Annotated in this window: 22 protein-coding genes; 5 read left to right on the forward strand and 17 right to left on the reverse strand. The window is 37.0% G+C overall.

Translation table 11 applies throughout. The annotated features are described in order from the left end of the window. Positions 1 to 83 precede the first annotated feature (83 nt). Positions 84 to 1550, forward strand: coding sequence for an HAD-IC family P-type ATPase (locus BN1225_RS15105; protein ID WP_317621631.1), 1467 nt, complete (start codon positions 84 to 86; stop codon positions 1548 to 1550). Between the two features lie 12 nt (positions 1551 to 1562). After that, complete coding sequence (locus tag BN1225_RS15110) at positions 1563 to 2603, forward strand: HAD-IC family P-type ATPase (protein WP_317621635.1); 1041 nt, start codon at positions 1563 to 1565, stop codon at positions 2601 to 2603. An 8-nt stretch (positions 2604 to 2611) separates the two neighbouring features. Here the strand turns inward: BN1225_RS15110 and BN1225_RS08260 are convergent, their stop codons facing one another. Further along, entirely contained in the window at positions 2612 to 2959 is a 348-nt protein-coding gene (locus BN1225_RS08260) for an iron chaperone (RefSeq protein ID WP_041139332.1), read from the reverse strand. Positions 2960 to 3089: 130 nt separating this feature from the next. On the opposite strand from BN1225_RS08260, the gene BN1225_RS08265 reads away from it, so the two are divergent. Then, a complete protein-coding gene (locus BN1225_RS08265) occupies positions 3090 to 3470 on the forward strand; it encodes a DUF11 domain-containing protein (protein WP_041139333.1) in 381 nt (126 codons plus the stop codon). 34 nt (positions 3471 to 3504) lie between these two features. Here BN1225_RS08265 and BN1225_RS08270 read toward each other — a convergent pair whose 3' ends face one another. The 11 genes from BN1225_RS08270 to asrA all read right to left on the reverse strand — a co-directional run bounded on the left by BN1225_RS08270 (position 3505) and on the right by asrA (position 14546). Next, complete coding sequence (locus BN1225_RS08270; protein WP_052466495.1) at positions 3505 to 4335, reverse strand: pentapeptide repeat-containing protein; 831 nt, start codon at positions 4333 to 4335, stop codon at positions 3505 to 3507. Further along, positions 4332 to 4700 carry a nuclear transport factor 2 family protein gene (locus BN1225_RS08275; protein WP_041139334.1) on the reverse strand — a complete coding sequence of 123 codons (369 nt, stop codon included), beginning with the start codon at positions 4698 to 4700 and terminating at the stop codon, positions 4332 to 4334. Before BN1225_RS08275 ends, BN1225_RS08270 begins: the two co-directional genes overlap by 4 nt. A gap of 82 nt (positions 4701 to 4782) precedes the next feature. Further along, positions 4783 to 5832, reverse strand: coding sequence for an NAD(P)-dependent oxidoreductase (locus tag BN1225_RS08280; RefSeq protein WP_242857703.1), 1050 nt, complete (start codon positions 5830 to 5832; stop codon positions 4783 to 4785). A 40-nt stretch (positions 5833 to 5872) separates the two neighbouring features. Continuing rightward, complete coding sequence (hemL, locus tag BN1225_RS08285; protein ID WP_082029319.1) at positions 5873 to 7168, reverse strand: glutamate-1-semialdehyde 2,1-aminomutase; 1296 nt, start codon at positions 7166 to 7168, stop codon at positions 5873 to 5875. Further along, the gene (gene hemB / locus BN1225_RS08290) at positions 7161 to 8138 is read right to left on the reverse strand and encodes a porphobilinogen synthase (protein WP_041139337.1); all 978 of its coding nucleotides are present in this window, start codon (positions 8136 to 8138) and stop codon (positions 7161 to 7163) included. Before hemB ends, hemL begins: the two co-directional genes overlap by 8 nt. Next, positions 8128 to 9570 carry a uroporphyrinogen-III C-methyltransferase gene (gene cobA / locus BN1225_RS08295; RefSeq protein WP_041139338.1) on the reverse strand — a complete coding sequence of 481 codons (1443 nt, stop codon included), beginning with the start codon at positions 9568 to 9570 and terminating at the stop codon, positions 8128 to 8130. Before cobA ends, hemB begins: the two co-directional genes overlap by 11 nt. Continuing rightward, positions 9570 to 10454 carry a hydroxymethylbilane synthase gene (gene hemC / locus BN1225_RS08300; RefSeq protein WP_041139339.1) on the reverse strand — a complete coding sequence of 295 codons (885 nt, stop codon included), beginning with the start codon at positions 10452 to 10454 and terminating at the stop codon, positions 9570 to 9572. Before hemC ends, cobA begins: the two co-directional genes overlap by 1 nt. Next, a complete protein-coding gene (locus tag BN1225_RS08305; RefSeq protein WP_041139340.1) occupies positions 10451 to 11638 on the reverse strand; it encodes a glutamyl-tRNA reductase in 1188 nt (395 codons plus the stop codon). Before BN1225_RS08305 ends, hemC begins: the two co-directional genes overlap by 4 nt. Positions 11639 to 11668: 30 nt before the next feature. Next, positions 11669 to 12706 carry a sulfite reductase subunit C gene (gene asrC, locus BN1225_RS08310; RefSeq protein WP_041139341.1) on the reverse strand — a complete coding sequence of 346 codons (1038 nt, stop codon included), beginning with the start codon at positions 12704 to 12706 and terminating at the stop codon, positions 11669 to 11671. 11 nt (positions 12707 to 12717) lie between these two features. Then, entirely contained in the window at positions 12718 to 13512 is a 795-nt protein-coding gene (gene asrB / locus BN1225_RS08315; protein WP_041139342.1) for an anaerobic sulfite reductase subunit AsrB, read from the reverse strand. Next, positions 13512 to 14546 (reverse strand): anaerobic sulfite reductase subunit AsrA, encoded by a 1035-nt coding sequence (asrA, locus tag BN1225_RS08320; RefSeq protein ID WP_041139343.1) that lies wholly within the window; start codon positions 14544 to 14546, stop codon positions 13512 to 13514. The genes asrB and asrA overlap by 1 nt, the downstream gene beginning before the upstream one ends. Positions 14547 to 14667: 121 nt before the next feature. Between asrA and BN1225_RS08325 the strand changes: the two genes are divergently transcribed. Then, the gene (locus BN1225_RS08325) at positions 14668 to 15546 is read left to right on the forward strand and encodes a LysR family transcriptional regulator (protein ID WP_041139344.1); all 879 of its coding nucleotides are present in this window, start codon (positions 14668 to 14670) and stop codon (positions 15544 to 15546) included. Here the strand turns inward: BN1225_RS08325 and BN1225_RS08330 are convergent. From BN1225_RS08330 to BN1225_RS14115, 3 genes are read right to left on the reverse strand one after another with little or no spacing between them, the layout of a single operon-like run. Then, positions 15537 to 16124, reverse strand: a complete 588-nt coding sequence (locus tag BN1225_RS08330; protein ID WP_242857704.1) for a sugar O-acetyltransferase — start codon at positions 16122 to 16124, stop codon at positions 15537 to 15539. The genes BN1225_RS08325 and BN1225_RS08330 overlap by 10 nt on opposite strands. Next, positions 16109 to 16429, reverse strand: a complete 321-nt coding sequence (locus tag BN1225_RS08335) for a hypothetical protein (protein ID WP_041139345.1) — start codon at positions 16427 to 16429, stop codon at positions 16109 to 16111. The genes BN1225_RS08330 and BN1225_RS08335 overlap by 16 nt, the downstream gene beginning before the upstream one ends. Before the next feature lies 1 nt (position 16430). Next, complete coding sequence (locus BN1225_RS14115) at positions 16431 to 16868, reverse strand: helix-turn-helix transcriptional regulator (RefSeq protein ID WP_242857705.1); 438 nt, start codon at positions 16866 to 16868, stop codon at positions 16431 to 16433. Positions 16869 to 17310: 442 nt separating this feature from the next. Between BN1225_RS14115 and BN1225_RS08345 the strand changes: the two genes are divergently transcribed. Beyond that, a complete protein-coding gene (locus tag BN1225_RS08345; protein ID WP_041139346.1) occupies positions 17311 to 17922 on the forward strand; it encodes a sugar O-acetyltransferase in 612 nt (203 codons plus the stop codon). Positions 17923 to 18204: 282 nt separating this feature from the next. On the opposite strand, the gene BN1225_RS08350 is transcribed toward BN1225_RS08345, so the two are convergent. Both BN1225_RS08350 and BN1225_RS08355 read right to left on the reverse strand, forming a co-directional pair. Next, entirely contained in the window at positions 18205 to 18630 is a 426-nt protein-coding gene (locus BN1225_RS08350; protein ID WP_041139347.1) for a DUF3795 domain-containing protein, read from the reverse strand. 127 nt (positions 18631 to 18757) lie between these two features. Next, positions 18758 to 19141 carry an arsenate reductase/protein-tyrosine-phosphatase family protein gene (locus BN1225_RS08355; RefSeq protein WP_041139348.1) on the reverse strand — a complete coding sequence of 128 codons (384 nt, stop codon included), beginning with the start codon at positions 19139 to 19141 and terminating at the stop codon, positions 18758 to 18760.

Consider the following 19141-nt stretch of genomic DNA (forward strand, 5'->3'; position numbering starts at 1 on the left):
CCGCAAATGCTTTTTATTTAGCGGAATGATCAAAAGAATGTGAGTGCCATATAGAGCTATCTTGTACATGGGAGGTAACTTATATGACAAAAAGTACAGGAAAATTAGGATTAACTTCAAAAGAGGCAAAAGAGCTTCAACAATTATTTGGTAAAAATGAATTGATATCCGCCTCTAACCCAAGCTTTTTAAAAAAACTTGCAGGTGTTCTTTGTGAACCCATGTTTTTATTATTGCTGGTGACAGCTACGATTTATTTTATCTTAGGAGAACCTCGTGACGGAAGTGTCATGTTGGTTTTTGTTTTAGCAATGATCAGCATCGATCTTTTACAAGAATGGAAAACCGATCAGACTTTGAAAGCTCTGAAAGACTTATCCAGTCCGCACATTCAAGTCATTCGTGACAATCAGGAATATTCTATTGAAAGTGTTGATTTAGTTCCCGGAGATGTCATGATTCTTTATGAAGGGACATTAATTCCCGCCGATGGCATCCTTTTAAGCGGTCATGATTTATGTATCAATGAATCTACTCTGACAGGTGAAGCAGAACCTGTCTGGAAAACCGTTGACAAAAACCAAAAAGACGACACTTATTGGCGTAAAGATTACTGCTATGCTGGAACAATGGTTACACAAGGCAGTGGCTACGTTCAAGTTGAAAAGATTGGCAGCCTAACCGAATATGGAAAGATAGGTAAAACAATCTTAGAGACCGCTGTTGACCCTACCCCATTGCAAAAACAAACAAAACAGCTGATCAAAAGCTGTACTTGGATCGCTTTAGGTTCGTTTTTACTTGTATGTCTGCTGACATGGCTGAATGTATCGGAATACGCCTTCATGGATCGTTTAATTAAAAGTTTTCTTTCAGGCATTACCTTAGCCATGGCGTTGATCCCGGAAGAGTTTCCGGTTGTCCTGACTGTTTTTTTATCCATGGGGGCATGGCGTTTAGCTAAAAAGCATTCGTTAGTCAAACGTTTGCCTTCTGTAGAAACATTAGGAGCAGTGTCTGTTTTATGTGTCGATAAAACCGGGACACTGACACAAAATCAAATGGCAGTAGAAGAAATCTGTCCTTTTTATAACTTAACTCAAGAGTTTTTAGAGACACTTGGAGCCGCTTGTGAAAAAATGACCTATGATCCAATGGAAATTGCGGTTTTGGATTATTGTCAGCTTCATGGGCTTACTAAAGATGCCCTGTTTAAAGGGGAATTAATTGATGAATACCCCTTTACTAACGAAACAAAAATGATGGGGCATATTTGGCAAAGAGAAAACAGACTGTTCATTGCCGCCAAAGGGTCTCCCGAAAGCATTTTATCGATCTCTTGTTTGGATTCATTGCAAAAAAAGGAAATTTATCAAAAAATTGAAGCCTTGTCTTCGCGTGGTTTGCGTGTGTTAGCCGTAGGACAGCAGCAACTAGAAAGCGTATCGCAAATACCCAAACAGATTGAAGACTGTAAGCTCAATTTTTTAGGATTGATTGCTTTCATTGATCCTCCGCGCCCATTGATTTCAAAAGAAATTCAGCGTTGATATCAAGCGGGAATTCAAATGATCATGATTACGGGAGATAATGGGATTACCGCAAGAGGAATCGCCGATCAAATTGGCATGGATCAAAATAGCAGAATCATCACCGGTGAACAGATTGATCAGCTCTTGGATGAAGAACTGCAAAAAGCCGTCGCCAATGTTAATATATTCTCACGCGTTATCCCCAATCATAAAATGCGAATTGTTCAAGCCCTTAAAGCAAATGGAGAAATCGTTGCCATGACCGGAGATGGAGTCAACGATGCTCCTGCTTTGAAAAGTGCGGATATCGGTATCGCAATGGGAAAACGCGGAAGTGAAGTTTCTCGCGAAGCCGCCGACCTCATTTTGCTGGATGACAATTTTGCCACAATATTAGATACGGTAGAAGACGGCCGTCGTATCTATGACAATATTAAAAAAGCCGTTAATTATATTTTTACTATTCATATTCCTATTGCCTTATCTTCATTGCTTGGACCCTTATTAAAAATATCGCCGGATGCCTTGCTTTTACTTCCAATCCATATTGTATTAATGGAATTGATCATCGATCCCACTTGTTCGATTGTATTAGAACGGCTTCCTAAAGAAGAGACGATTATGAAACGTGCTCCCCGAAAAGCAAATACGCCGCTTTTAAGCCATGCACTCCTATTAAAAAGTATCTTACAGGGACTGATGATGTTTATTGCTTCATTTGGTACCTATTATCTTTATTATATTGACAAAGGAGATCCTTTTTTAGCGCGTACAATGGGGATGACCATTATTATTTTTGCGAATATCTTTCTTGTTTTAGTGAACAGTTCCAATCAGAGTTTAGTCATCCATTCGATCAAAAGTTTATTTCAAGATCGTATTATCTGCCTATCTCTTTGTCTCACCCTCTTGATGCTTGGGATTATCCTTTATACACCGCTCCATCTGTTTTTTAAATTAGTGCCATTATCTTTGTCACAGCTGCTTCTTTCTTTATTCATCGGTGCATTCTGTGTGTTCTGGTATGAAGGAATAAAGTTCTATCTGCAAAAAAAGCACCCGTTGAAATGAGGGCACTTTTAACTATGTAAGTTTTCTTTTACACGATATTTTACGATTTGCACAATTAAATCTTTAGGCAAGGGTTTATCCAAAGGAAATTGAATTGCCCCTTTTGAGTGCTTAAAAGAATGATCAAACTGTTTTAAATAATAGATGACGCCACTCTCTCCCGGATAAAAACCCAGATGATGCTTATTCATTGCAAAATGAACAAGATTTCCATGCAAATAAAAGGTTGGCATCCCCCAGCTTATTTTTTCTACCGTATCTGCCGGAACGTTTTCTTTGATGATCTTATAAATTTCCTTCATTATTTCCTGCTGATCTTGCTCAAATTCTGCGATGTACTGTTGAATCGGACTCATAACGGCCTCCTGTCTTAATTCATCTTAGCACGATTGTAAGTACAAATTCAATTCTTTTAGAATTCAAGATAAACGCTATAAACAGTGTTCACTAGTTTTCATAAGATAGAATGTAGAAAGGAGGTTACGCATGGCAATCATCAATTCAATACAAAATACAGCAAATATAGTGTACGGAGGACAAACAATTAACAGTAATGCTGTCAGCACTCTGCTTTTATTACCTCCCACCATCTTAAAAGCCGTTGATAAATTAACTGCAAAAATCGGAGATACTCTGGCATATACGATTACGATTACTAATGTTTCATTAAGTGATATTTCCAGCATTGTTTTTAGCGATACCATCGCTGCCGGTGCAACTTATGTCGCAGATTCTTTTAGTGTCAACGGGACAAAAGCGACTCCTACAGTCGCCGGTCAGGTCATCTCTTATACGATTCCGACCATTGCCGCAGCAGGAACGGCAACCATAAAATTCAATGTTACCGTTATAGGTGGAAACAGTTAAAAAAATGGTGTACATTTCTATGTACACCGTTTTTTTATTTCCAAGAAGCCGGTTTTTTTAAATAAGGCGGCAAACGGGTTTGAGCATCACCGATAGCGGCATTGATCTGTCCTTGCGTTAAAAAGAGACATTCGTAAAGATCCGCTCCGCTAAAGTTAACCTGACGAAGATCTGCTCCTAAGAAGTTAACCCGTATCAACTGGCTTTTCCTAAAATCACTGCCAATCAACAGAGCCATACTGAAATCTGTTTTATCAAACAACCGATGATCAAACTTTTTAGAAAACATCGGTTTCTTAGGCCGGTCTGACCACTGAGAACCAAAACGTCGGCTTACCTCTTTCAAAATAATATTAGTGCGTTCATGCAGATTTGCCTGCGAACAATGCTTCAAATGATCTAAATCCATATAAGCGGATTCGATTTCAGAAAGTATTTGCACAATATCCGGCAATAAATCCTCAACCTGATTTAAACAAGTACATTGCAGTAAATACCAACGCATTTGCTGAAGTTGAAATACTTTCATAAAATCAGAGAACAACTGTTCTTTTAAATCAGGGTGCTCCCACCATAATGTACCCGCATAAAGCGACTGGGTGATAATTTGTCCGGCACCAAAACAATCATAATGCGTACAGCCGGTTAAATTTCTTTTTGCCAGATCAGAATGGATCGCACAGAGTCCATTTGGACATAAGTGAATGCAGGGCACACCTGCTTTTTTATCTTGAGGAAATCCATCTATTTTAGAAAAATATAATGCCACACAGCATATGCCGCTACAATTTTGGCAGTCAATAGTTAAAGGCTTCATCAAATGAGAATCTATAGGATGTTTATATAATCCAGTTTTTACTTTCATTTTTTACAATATGGAGAATAATGCTGAGATTTAGATTCAAATTCTTTTAAAGAGATAATTTTATTATTCTCATCAAAACAGATTAAACTAACCCCATCAAATTCATCTGCTTTCTCATCATAAATACACTTGAAATGCCATTCAACCATCCATTTATGTCCTAACTGCCACATATCTTTAATCTTCCATTCCAAAACATCTCCATGCTGATGCCAGTCTTTGAACCACCTTTTTAATTCATTAATGCCATGATATTTTGGACCATAGCATTCACTATAATAGGTTTCATCATTAAAAAGCTGATCCATGCAGCTGATTTCATTATTTACCCATGCCTGAAAATAAGTTTCAATCTTGTTTTTCAAACAAATCCCCTCACTTTCTTCTCTAAGTATAAACAAAATAGTTGAAAATGTATAGAAAAAGAGCACTTCGATAGTGCCCCTATTATAAAAAACGCTGTTGAATTTCTTTAGCCAGTAACGTCTGTATGACAGCTTGTTTAAGTAAAACCGGCGATACATATTGCTGATCTGCGTGCAATCCTTCAATATCATGTTTATAATGATACCCCTCTGATAAAATAAACGGAATAATTTCATCATAAGCAGATAAGTCAATAGACACCTGAAATTCAATGACCTCACCAAATGTACTGAGGCGTTTCTTTAAATCGGAATTACCCCTAGGATGAATGATGAACAAGCGCGATTTTTTATATTCCTTGTAAATCAAAGAAAGAAGATGATCGTCCGTAAACAAAGGATCGGCGATTGGATGCGGCAGAACACTTTCACTGATTCTTTCATAAATTCTGCCATAGGATAGTACCATGGGCTGAATCTGCCACTCTCGTTTCAACATTAATAATGTTTTAATTTTTGTGGCATATTGCTCATCACGATAAGATAAAGCCATCGCCTGACAGGCTTTAGCAAATTCTATACTTTCTTTTTCTAAAACGCCCGTAAAAATAAGCAAACGACTATTTGGCAGTCTGAGTAACAGATCAATATTTTCTAATTCACTCTTATTAAACAAGAGTAAATTTTTAAAAAAGGAAGCACGCAGTTCTTTACAAACTAAGTTATTTTCTAAAATATATTTTCTTATTCGACAAAGAAAAGCTAATGGCTCATCAAATATTTTTATTTTATCTGTGACCCATTCGACAAAGGCAGGATAGGTGTGTTTCGTTGAAACCCCTAAGACCAGTTCTTCTGTTTCTGCTTTTTTCATACTTCTCAGACTAGCATGACTCAACGTCGCACTGGCACAAAGTATTTGTCTGGCATTCGCCTCTTTCATGATCTGTTCATTTAACTCTCGATCATCGGTTGCCGCATAGACAAGAAATGCCCCTTTTAAATCCTTTGACTGATATTTACGAACATGGCAAACGCATGGCAAACTCCAGATTTTTTCTATGATATTAGGAGCAATCACTTTAATGTTCGCTTTTTCAGTTGAAAAATCTCGAATTTTACGATATGCCACCTCTCCTCCTCCAACAACAACAATCTGTTTATCTTTAAAATCAATCAGATAAGGAATCATGACATTTTACCAGAGCAGAGTAAACAGCATCTAAAGTCTTATCTAAATCTTGTTGAGTATGGGCATCACTCAAAAACCATGCCTCGAATTGACTAGGTGCAATTAAAATTCCTTGAGATAACATTTCTTTAAAAAACAGGGCATACATCTTAGTATCACATGTTTGAACATCGGCATATCCTTGAATCGGCTGAGAGGTAAAAAATAAGGTCAGCAGACTTTTTTGTCGATGCAGCTGATAAGGTAAATTCAGTTTGTTTAGAATTTTTTGAATCCCATTTTCTAAATATCGGGCAGAATTTTCAAGATGTTCATATACTTCCGGATGATCTTTTAAATACGTTAATTGCGCAAGACCGACACGCATTGCCAGCGGATTCCCTGATAACGTTCCCGCCTGATAAACAGGGCCGCTTGGTGAGACCATTTCCATAATTTCTTTTCTTCCGCCATAAGCCCCTACCGGCAATCCACCGCCAATAATTTTTCCAAAACAAACCATATCCGGAATGATTCCTAAATATTCAGGACAGCTATGATAAGAGACTCTGAACCCGGTAATCACTTCATCGAAAATTAAAACAATCTGATGTTGATTGCATAATTCTCTTAATCCTTTTAGAAACTCTGCGTTTGCCGGTACGATTCCCATATTAGCCGCAATGGGTTCAAGGATAATCGCGGCAATGTCTTGAGGATATTCAGCAATACATTGTTCCACCGATGCAAGATCGTTATACGTACAAACAAGCGTCTGGGAAATGATTTCTTCGGGAATTCCCGGACTCGTCGGCATATTGAAGGTTAATGCTCCCGACCCTGCCTTAACCAATAAACCGTCGCTATGTCCATGATAATTTCCTTCAAATTTGATAATTTTATTTCGATTTGTGTATCCACGAGCGACACGTAAGGCACTCATTGTAGCTTCAGTACCGGAGTTCACCATTCTTACCTGATCAATTCCCGGATAGCTTTCTACAACTAATTTAGCCATTTCCACCTCTAAATGCGTAGGTAATCCAAAGCTTGTGCCATATTCACTAGCTTCTATGATTGCTTTTTTTATGATGGGATGCCCGTGTCCCAAGATCAAAGGTCCCCATGAACAAATATAATCAATATATTCTTTTTCTTCTTCATCAATCAAATGACTGCCGTTCCCCTTTTTGGCAAAAACAGGAATACCGTCAACAGATTTGAATGCACGAACAGGAGAATTGACCCCTCCCGGAATATACCGACAGGCTTCGTTAAACAATTCACGATTAGACATGTGGTTCACCCTTCCATTTTTTAGCTAATTCTAAAGCAAAATATGTGATAATCATATCTGCTCCTGCTCTTTTGATCGCTAACAAGGATTCTTCAATAACGTCTTCTTTCATCAGCCCTAGCTTAACAGCGGATTTCAGCATTGCATATTCACCGCTGACATTATAAGCGCAAATAGGCATATCATAGGTTAACTGTGCTTCTTTAACAACATCTAAAAACGCAAGTGCCGGCTTTACCATAATAATATCCGCACCTTCTTCAATATCAGCCGCAATTTCCCGCATTGCTTCTTTTGAATTGGCAACGTCCATCTGATAACCGGCACGATTGCCAAAAGAAGGTGCACTGTTTGCCGCTTCTCTGAACGGTCCATAGTAATTTGAAGCGTATTTTGCACTATATCCCATGATCGGAATATGTTTGAAACCATGTTCGTCCAAAGCATTGCGAATAGCGAGAATCTGCCCATCCATCATTGCACTGGGAGCCACCATATCCATACCGTTTTTTGCGTAGCTGACACTGATTTTAGCTAAATAGGCCAATGTTTCATCATTCAAGACTTGTCCTGCTTCATTTAAAATACCACAATGTCCATGGTCTGTATATTCACACATACATACATCGCCAATTACAAACATATCGGGAGCAATGCGTTTTATTTGACGAACCGCCTGTTGGATAATTCCTTGATCATCATACGCATCACTCGCTAAAACATCTTTATGTTCCGGTATCCCAAATAAGATACAGGAATTAAGACCATTGCTTTGCATTTCTTCAACGATCTCAGGTAAACGATCCACGGAGTAGCGATACACCCCTTCCAAAGATGAAATTTCTTCTTTAATATTTTCACCCGAAACAACAAAGATCGGGTAAATCAATTGATCAAGGCGCAAATGATGCTCTCTCATCAGCGCTCTCGATGTTTTATTTTCTCTTAGTCTTCTTCCTCTATAAAACATGTTTATTCTCCTTTACTGCTTCAATCATGCCTTCATAACTCGCTGCCTCTGCTTCAATCACTTGTGCCATTGGATACAATGTGCGTATAGCTTTCGTTGTCATTTTTCCTATTGATACCGCAGTTTTAAACTGAATGTTGAATTTAGCTGTTCGTTGTACTGCCGATGCACTGCTGAAACAAGCAATATCATACATTTCATTTGAAATTTCTAAATCAGTTTCTTTATTTTCATAAACAATCAGATATTGATCCTCTTCATGAATCGTTTCGATGGCACAGCTTCCTTTGCCACAGACAACTAACATGGTTTCTTCTTCTTTAATTTTTGCTTTTAATAGCGGATTAAAATCTTCGCTGTTAGCCTGATCACATAGGATATCACTTATAAATCCATATGTAGCAAGTTCCTGAGCGCATTTTTGTCCAATGCAAGCAAACCTAACTAAAGCCAACTGACGTAAATCCATGCCTTTTTGATACAGTCCGCCAAAGAATCCCCGAATCCCATTACGGCTGGTAAATACAATCAGTTTATGCTCCCAGCTAAAATTAATATCAAAATCCAATAATCGAATCTCTCCGACCTGTACTTGGGTCACTTCTGCCCCTTCTGATTTAAAATATTGGGATAACTGTTGCGTTTCTTTAGAAAACGTTGTCACCAGAACGCGTTTTTTTGACAGCACGCCTTGATGAAAGAAATCCAAACGGTCATGAAGTTCTATAGTTTTTCCCATCACGATCAGCATCGGTGAAGTCAGATCACTTTGCTTAAATAAATCAACGATTGTATCTAACTGACCATAGCAAGCTTTTTGATTTGGCAAGGTGGCATTGGAAATCAAAGCCATTGGTGTTGTCGGTGCTTTTCCGGCATGCATTAACCCCTCTGTAATTCGCTCTAATTCAGATAATCCCATCATAAACACATAGGTTTTATGATCGTTCAAAAATTCATTATAATTCCATTCATATTCAGTATCGTTTTTATGGTGAGCTGTGACGACTTCAAAACCTGATGCAAGCCCCCGGTGCGTAATCGGAATCCCCGCATAGCATAACCCGGCAATCGAAGAAGAAAGCCCGGGGACAACCTCAAAACCAATCCCATTCTCATGTAAAACAAGGGCTTCTTCTCCGCCGCGACCAAATACATAGACATCTCCACCTTTTAAACGGACCACAGTTTGATATTGCTGTGCTTTTTCAACTAAAAGCTGATTAATTTGGTCCTGGGGTAAAGTGTGTTGATTGGCCGCTTTTCCCACATAGATACACTCACATTCTTTTTTTGTATAAGTTAAAATCTGCGGATCAATCAAACGGTCATATATCAAGCAGTCAGCTTCCTGAATGCATGTCATTGCCTTGATTGTGTAGAGATCGAGGGCACCCGGTCCTCCCCCTACCAAATAAACTTTACCTGCCATTAGATTTTCTCCTTCATTTGCTTTGCTAAAGCGCGAATTTTACTTTCCGCTTCTGCCTCTTTGCAAACAATCTCTTCTTTTAATAAAACGGTTCCTTCTTCATTTCCCAATAAAGCAAGAAAATGAAGGTCTTCCCCCACTACGTTAGCGTAACCCCCGACAGGAATATGACAGCTTCCATCGACTTCACTTAAAAACAAACGTTCCCACTTCAATCGTTGGTTTGCCGCTTCATCACTAATCGCATTAATCATCTTAATCAAAGGACTGTTTTCTTTTACCTGAATAGCCAGAATTCCCTGACCACAGGCAGGTACCATCATCGCTTCATCTAAATATTGACTGATCTTATCTTCTAATTGCAAACGCAATAGTCCTGCACTTGCCAGTACTAACCCATCAATCTCCTGTTCTTGAAGTTTTTTCAGACGTGTATTGATGTTTCCGCGAATATCAACAAATTTTAAATCCGGACGCAGTTGTTTCAATTGATAACGTCGGCGTTTACTGCCCGTTGCAATGACTGCTCCATGTGCTAAATCATCTAATGAATTCGCTGTTTTTAAAACCAAACAGTCGCGATGATCGCTTGCCGCCAAAGTTTTCGTATAGGTTAACCCATCGGGCTGTGAACTAGGCATATCTTTTAAGCTATGTACCGCCAGATCAATCGTCCCCTCTAACAATTCTTTTTCGATCTCTTTCACAAAGATTCCTTTATCATTCATTTTATCCAATGCAACATCCAAGATTTTATCGCCTTTTGTATGAATGACTTTAATTTCATAGTCATATTCCGGATAAGCAGTTTTTAACTGTTCGATCACTAATTCCGTCTGTTTTAATGCCAATGCCGACCCTCGGCTTCCAATTGTTATTTTCATTTAATATCCTCTTTTATATCGAATAATTTATGGATAATAGCGATATCATCAATCTGTCCGTTTTTTATAAAATGAATCGGTTCTTTCATCACCTGCATAAAAGCCGCTCGCAAGGTTTTTTCTAAAACATATTCATCCTTCTTTGAGAGCGATAACTTTCGAGCTAAAAGCTGATAGGTTTGATCTGCTACTTCCAAACTTTTTTTCTGTAAAGATTGTATCATATAATCATTTTTAATACTATCCAGTTTATCGCTTAAATGGGTGATCATATCTTCAATCGCATCTAATATTTTTTGTTCATCTTGAGTACGTAATTGATTGTTTATATGAATTCGTTCTTCGAGGCTTTCTAAATCAATACAAGGTACGACAGTCTTTTTATCAATATCTTTAGGCAAAGCTAAATCCACAGCGCAGATAGGAAAGGAATCTAAATCCTTTGCTTCAAAAATAATATGGGGACTTGATGTTGCACTGATCAAAATATCAATGTTTGATAAAATTTCTTTTCGATTTTCAAAAGGAATGATTTGGATATTGGGAAACGTTTCTAAAAGATCATTTAAGTTTGCTTTTGTACGATTGGCAAAAATAAGCGTATTCTCCTTATATAAATATGGAACGAAAGATCGGGAAATTTCTCCTGCCCCACAGATCAAAATCTTTTTATCCTTGAGTTCTATGCGTTCACTCAATTCCGTTATTGCTAAATGAGTCAGTGACAAAGAGGGCTGAACATATTTTGTCTTTATTTTCTTAACGAAATTTATCGTTTCCTGAAAAAGAAAATAAATTTCTTTTCCGCCTAACTGCATGCTTTTGGAAAATTCTAAGGCTCGCTTCACCTGACCTAAGATTTGATCCTCTCTCACTAACATCGATTCTAAACCACACGTTACTTTTAAAAGATGTCGCAAAGCATCTTCTCCCTTTTTAAAATAACAGGGTGATTGTGGCTGATTAAAATAAGTAAGATAAAGTGACTTTAAAAAATCAATATTTTGTTCGTACATGACATAGACTTCGCTGCGATTGCAAGTAGATAAAATAACACACTGTTCAATCCCTTCATTAAGCAGTAAGCCTGAAAATTCTAATTGTTTAGTATCTGTAAAGCTAAACACCCCTCGTTCTTCTAAAGAGAGTTGTTTATGACTTACACCAATGACCGCTAATTGCATAACCGATAAAAAACCACGAAGATCGTGGTTTTAATTTTGTGGTCCTGCTTTTTTATGTTGTTCGATTGGTTTCAAGTGAATATTTGCGCGCTGTTCACTTTCTGTCCAATATAATTCTTCAGCTACTAAACATTCTGGATTTAATTCTACACCATCTAAGATGATTTCTTTGAATTTGGCATATCCTGAGATATCAATTAAATGTCCGCCATGAATATATTCAGGCTTATTATCCATTACCCAAGCGGAGAACTTATGCCAGTTCCCAAATACCTGCAATAAAGCATCTTCTGTGATCCAGTTTAAAAACAGTTTCCCCATACGTGGGAATTGTTTACCGGTACGTCCACCTAAAGTCACACGGTAGAATTTTGTTTCTTTACGTGTCCATGCACTTGTCGGACAAGCGATTGTACACTCACCACATCCAACACAACAGCAAGTATCTTTATCCACTTTACCATCTTTATTTAAAGACAACACACGTGTTGCATGATGTTCACAGGCTTTGACACACGCGCCGCAGCCGATGCATCTTTCTGGATGATATTCCATTTTTGCCACACCCATAATTCCAAAGTCATTGAAGTGTCCTTTACCACAGTCATTCGGACATCCTGAGACAGCCACTTTAATATGATAATGGCTTGGGAAAACGATTTTTTCAATTTTTCTTGCCAATTTATATGTGTTGGCATTTGCTTTGATACAATGCGAATTTCCAATACAGCTCATAATATTACGTGCCCCGATCGTTGGATATCCGGCATCTGTATCTTCCATATCTACATCACACATTTCAATTTCAATATCATGGATATATCCACGAATGTATTTATTTACTTCTTCAATATTTTCATATTTGATTCCCGGCATATTCAAAGTCTGGCGCATCCCGATATGGAAAGTCCCATTTCCCCATTTACTGGCGATATCTTGAACAACCTGAAGATATTTTGCTTCGATCATTGATCCGGGAACACGCATTTGCAGCATGAATTCACCGGGTACTTTTGATTGTCTGAAACAATTGATTCTTAATTTTTTTATATCAATATCGTGATTCATCGTTCGTCCTCCTAATCCAATAAGTCTTTCGCTGTCGTGTAATTAAATACCGGTCCGTCTAAACAAACATATGTTTCATCGATACGGCAATGTCCGCATTTTCCAATCGCACAAGACATTTTTCTTTCGAAAGATACCCAGATTTTTTCTGTTGGCACGCCTAAGCTCATTGCTTTTTCTGCAGTGAATTTCATCATCATTGGCGGTCCTACGATAACCACTGCATAATTGCCATCAAAACTATCAAAAGGAATTTCTTTTACTAAATCTGTTACAAATCCGACATTCCATCCATCTATTTGATCTTTATCTAATGTATAATAAGTTGTAAATTTTTCTTTCCATTTTTTAAGTTCTTCTTTAAAGATGATTCCTTCTTCATTTTTAAATCCTGAAATAAGGCTTAAACTTTTGACATATCCATCATTTTCAAAGCATGTATTCAGCATACTTCTGACAGGTGCCAAACCGGTTCCTCCGGTAATCACAACTAGATGTTTTCCTTTAAATTCTTTTTCTAAAGGCCACCCTTTCCCGTAAGGGCCACGCAAGAATAAAGTATCTCCTGCTCCCTTGTTGAAAATTTCATCTGTCACTTTTCCAACAGAACGAATTGTAAAGTCCATCCATCCGTCTCCATGAGCAGACACCGAAATAGGCGCTTCTCCGATTTTTGGAATAGATAATTGTAAGAATTGTCCATGATCCGGTTTAATGTCACTTTCAACTCTGAATGTATATTCTAAAGCACTTTCTTTTTTTACATCAATAATTTTACAAGGTACTGGTTTAACTGGATTATTCATTATTCCTCTCCTTTTGCTTCAATTTCTTCAATGGCATCTGCCATCTTTTTAACTGTTGCAGTCACAGAAATGCATTCCGGACATCTTGATGTACAACGTCCGCAGCCTACACACATATGATAATCTTTAAAACGTGCTTTATAATCATGGAATTTATGTAAGATCTTATAACGCATACGATCTCCGGTTGTCGGACGGAAAGAATGTCCTCCAGCCATATCACTAAATCCCTCGATTTGGCATGATGCAGAAGTTCTTTTTCTTTCTCCTACATTCGCATTTTCATTATAAATGATATCTGTTGTTGTAAAGCAAGTACATGTTGAACAGGCAATCGTACATGCTCCACAAGAAATACAGCGTTTATTGAATTCCTGCCACATCGGATGTTTTTTTAATGCATTTAATGTAGCTTTATCCTTGATTTTTGGAATAGTCACTTCAATTTGATTCTTTTCAATGAATTCCACATGAAATGGTTCTTCTTGTGCATCAGCAAAATAAGGTGCAAACGCTTCATCTTTCACTTCAATCATCAATTCTCCTTCTTGATGACGTACAGCTAAGCTGTAATGTTCACTTTTATTGGCATTCATGCTGACACAAAAGCATGTATCCCAACCGCTAGTACATTCCATTAAAACGATTTTCACTCTGTCTTGAACACGTTTGTAGTAAAAATCTTCAAAGCCCCCGTTTTTTAAATAAATCTGATTTTGATGTTCCATCGCATTGATATCACAAGGACGCATAAAAATTAGAATTGGTTTATTCTTGGTTTTGCTTTCACGATATTCATCTTCAGTGAAATAGAATAGTGACTGAGTGATTGGGGTAATCACTTCTTTGGCAGGGTAATCCGACTTTTCATCGAATACGATATCCTCTACTTTGTTAATTAAGTCATAACGAATAATATCCGTATCTGAATATCTTCCTTGTTTACTAAATCTCTTAGGCGCATAGATGTCATACTCTTTTGATAACTCAGCCAAGATAGCATTCGCTTGTTCAAAAACGACTTTATATCCCATTATTTTTCCTCCTAGCATAAATTCATATTTACATTTACAATTATATCACTATCTGTGTTATTATAGTAATAGCAAAAACAAATAACATCTATTGATTTTTTCAATAACACAGGAGGAATTTATGATAACTCGAAGACATTTATTTATCTTTAAGACAGTCGCCGAAACAAAATCAATGTCCAAAGCCGCAAAAGCACTTTATATTTCGCAGCCGACAATCTCTCAAAAAATTCAGGAAATTGAAAACTTCTATGGGGTTAAATTGTTTGAACGTTATTCTAAAACATTGTTGATCAGTGATGAAGGAAACATTTTACTTGAAAAAGCAAATCAAATTCTTGAATCTTTCGATGAAATTGATCATATTTTTTCTGACATTAATCAATTTCCCCTGCGTATCGGAGCAACTTTGACGATCGGCGGAACAATTTTTGCCCCGATGCTTAAAACATTAAAACTGGATAATCCCGGTTTACAGCTGCAAGTCTATGTAGATAACAGTCACATCATTGAAGAGATGATCTTAAATAATAAACTAGATATTGCGTTGATTGAAGGAATGATCGATCATCCTGATATTTTAGTAGAACCTGTCATTAATGATCAGCTGATTTTTGTTGCTTCCACCCGTTACGAAGGATTAAAAGGAAGAAATCATTTCACCTTGGAAGATTTAAAGAATTTAGATCTCATCGACCGTGAAGAAGGCAGCGGTACACGCGAACAGCTGGAAAGTTGTTTAAAGGATCAAAACTTTACCCTAACCCCTACTTGGCAATGTCACAGTTGGGAGGCAGTTAAACAGGCAGTATTAAATGATCATGGCATCGCCCTTGTTCCGGTGAAGTTGGTAGAAAACGAATTACAGCAAGGCATGCTGCAAATCATCAACGTCAGCAATATCATCTTAGAAAGAAAGTTTTCAATCTGTGTCCATAAAAATAAAACGATTGATAAAAAAATGCAAGCCTTCATTGAGACTTGCAAAACCTATTCATAAGAACGAATCGAGTTATCTTCGTTCTTTTTTATTACTTTACAGGGGTTACCAACCGCAATCACATTTGCCTCGATATCTTTTGTTACAACACTTCCTGCACCAATGACACTGTTATCCCCGATCGTCACTCCAGGCAAAATAATACAGCCGCCGCCGATCCAAACATTTTGTCCGATGACAACCGGTTTTCCATATTCGATGGACTGCTTTCTTTTGAGCGGATCTAAAGAGTGACACGCCGTATAAATTTGTGTATAAGGACCAATCAATGTATGATCCCCTATTGAAATAGGACAGACATCTAACAAGACACAGCCATAATTCAGCATTACCTCTTTGCCTAAATAAATATTATAGCCATAATCACAGTAAAATGGCGGCTTGATCCAAAAATTACCCTTCGTATGAAGCAGTTTTTTCAATAAGCGGTGACGCATATTCATTTCATGAAACGTACTTTGATTATAGCGTTTTAAAATTCGGCTGGTCTTATCTCTCTCAAAAATCAGCCGTGGATCAAGAGGTGAATACTCCATCCCACTGATCATCTTTTCTTTTTCACTCATTTTTTCAGCCATAAGATTCCCTTCCCGGACATCCCCCCTAGAAAAGATAAAAAGGTGAAAATGACAGTATAGACAGTCGCTGACGAATTATAAAACAAAAAGATGGTCGGCAAAAACAAAAGACCTACAAGAAGCGAATAAACGAGCACTTTGTTTTCTTTTAACCCATAATACAAACCATTAACGAAACATAAAACCGGGATAACTCCCAATAAGACAAACATCGCCGATCCAGTATCTCGAATGAGCATTGGCAATATATAAAAACAGATAATCGGACCAATAAGATAAATGCTCCATTTTTTGATTTCCTTCATATTAAATTCCTCCTACATCAACAATTTCTTCTTTATCAGGTTGAATCAGTTTACTATTGGCATTTTTAAAACTGGTGTAAGAAAAAATAATGGTTAAAATACAAATAATCAGCAACACGATTAATGCCACACCAAATCCCTTAATGATTTTTATAAGCATACTTGCCAATTTTTCAACATTGCTCATTCGATCCATTATGATTGAAGAAACATCATTGTCTAATAACTCATCTAAACTGATATGAAACAATTTAGAAAGATCTTTTGCTTTATCAATAGTCGGCATTGCCTGATTAGTCTCCCAATTCGAAATCGTCTGTCTTGTCACTGACAATTGCTCCGCAACCTTTTCTTGCGATAACCCTTTGCTTTTTCTCAATTCAATTAATTTATCCCCAAACGTCATAATAGCGCCCCTTTCTGCTTGTATTATATACATATGGATCTGTTTATGACTATCAAATCGATTAGTCATCTTGTCAAATCCTTTTAACATTTCTCTTTTATCCTTTATTTCATTATATAAATAAAAAAAGATAATGTAAAACACTACCTTCCCTTCCGCATTTATTCAATGAGTAATACACACTGCTTTTTAAGCTTTTTCCAAATCTTCATCCCATAAAAGTATCAGTAATTTCATATTTTTCTATTTTTAAATCCTACCACTGAATCTTTTCTAGCGAATCAATCATACCCTTTCTTAGTTTTTATTGTAGGAGTGTTAACGAGCTATATTAATATAATAAAATAGACAGTCATAATGCATCCACGATCTAAACACTTAAAAATTGCCTCCTCTTGACAAACCACTTTCAAAATGAGTATTCTAAGAAAAGATAATGTAAAATTATAATATCCATCAAAAGAAAGGAAAATATATGGCAAACAATAAAGAGCGATTATTAGCAGGAAAATTATATAAATCAGAGGGAGAAGAGATTGCCCAAATGAAACGTCACGGGCGTCGTTTAAGCTATTTATTTAATCAGACGGCGCCGGATGAAAATGAAAAACGTGAACAGATCATTCGCGAATTATTTGGTACCGCCGGTAAACATATATATGTTAAAGCTCCTTTTTATTGCAGTCACGGTTCAAATATTTCAGTTGGAGATAATTGTTTCATTAATTTTGATTGTATTTTTTTAGATTTAAACACAATTACTTTAGGACACAATGTGATGATCGGTCCAAGAGTATCCATTTATACAGCCTCTCACCCGATTGATTTAGATGTCAGAAAATCCGGTTTAGAATATGCACTTCCGGTTACAATTGAAAATGATGTGTGGATTGCCGGCAGTGTGACCATCAATCCCGGTGTAACAATTGGTGAGGGCACCATTATCGGTTCTGGTTCGGTCGTGACTAAAAGTATTCCTCCCATGGTCATTGCGGCCGGAAATCCTTGCAAGGTTATCCGCCAAATCACAGCGGAAGACCGTCAATATTGGCAGGATCAGCAGGCAGATTATATGGCTGAATTATAAAAACATAACTCTAATAATCTATTGATAATTACACTTAATCCTAGTCTAAGCCGGGATTAAGTTTTTATGTTCCACTCTTGTTTTTCTGTTTGATAATCAGCAGTTGACCTAATGTCTAATATAGGATTATACAAATGAATATTTTCTCTTTTACTAAAAAGCAGTGGCAGTCTTTATGTTGAAGTGTTGTTGTTTATCAATATATTGTCAAGCCGCAATTTTAAATCTTCCTAACATCCTGCTGTACTCTTAATATGATTTAACGCTAATGTCTACAGCCTCTTATTCTTCACCCATTATTGTTTTAGTTTGGCACTCACTGCATTCTGCATCATGCAGGGAAATAATCCCTCCGCAATATTGACACGTATATTTCTTTTTTTGTAAACGCATAAATTCACGAAGCCCTTTTTCTTTTACGACATAGCTGTTTTTTATCAAGCTTGCATGATAACGTTTATTATAACTTTTTTCAAGATTTTTAATTTGAATACACGGAAACTCCGAACATTCAAAGCAATAGGTAATTTTCTTAGCTTTTGTACAATCTTTAATTCTGCATTTTCGGCAATGTTCCGGTTTTCCTTGATCGCTTTTCAAACATCCATCACAAGGTTTCTTATGATAACAATGTTTATAACAGACTAAACAGTTCATGCCGCAAGGCGCAAAATAGATTGGATCAATATTTGTGTCAGGCATTTTCATAGCGTATCTCCTTTTGTTTTATTCTTACACTACAGCAATTTCTTCTTTCTACAAGTTTATTATACCATTATCCTAACAAAAAAAGAACGCCCTAAAAACGACGTTTCTTTATCATTCGACAAATCTGTTAATAATGTAGTAACTTTATTTTATCTTCTATTTTCCGGATCGTTTCTCTGAAAACTATATCGCCTTTCCCTGTTGGGTCTTCAAGCTGCCAATTCTCATCAAATTCTCTTCCTATATAGGGGCATTCAACTTGACAGCCCATAGAGATAATAATATCTGCATCGGGAATTTCCTCCATCAATTTACAATAGTGTGTCTTTTCCATATCAATAGCATAGATTTCTTTCATCAATCTGATAGCATCTGGATTGATTTCTGATTTTATTTTTGTGCCACAAGAATAAAATGCATACTTTTCAGATAAGAATTTATTTCCTAAAGCTTCAGCGATTTGCGAGCGGCATGCATTATGAACACAAACAAACGCTATTTTCTTTTTCAT

Origin of the sequence: Beduini massiliensis (genome assembly GCF_000829905.1) — a bacterium.
Lineage (GTDB): Bacteria > Bacillota_I > Bacilli_A > Erysipelotrichales > Coprobacillaceae > Beduini > Beduini massiliensis.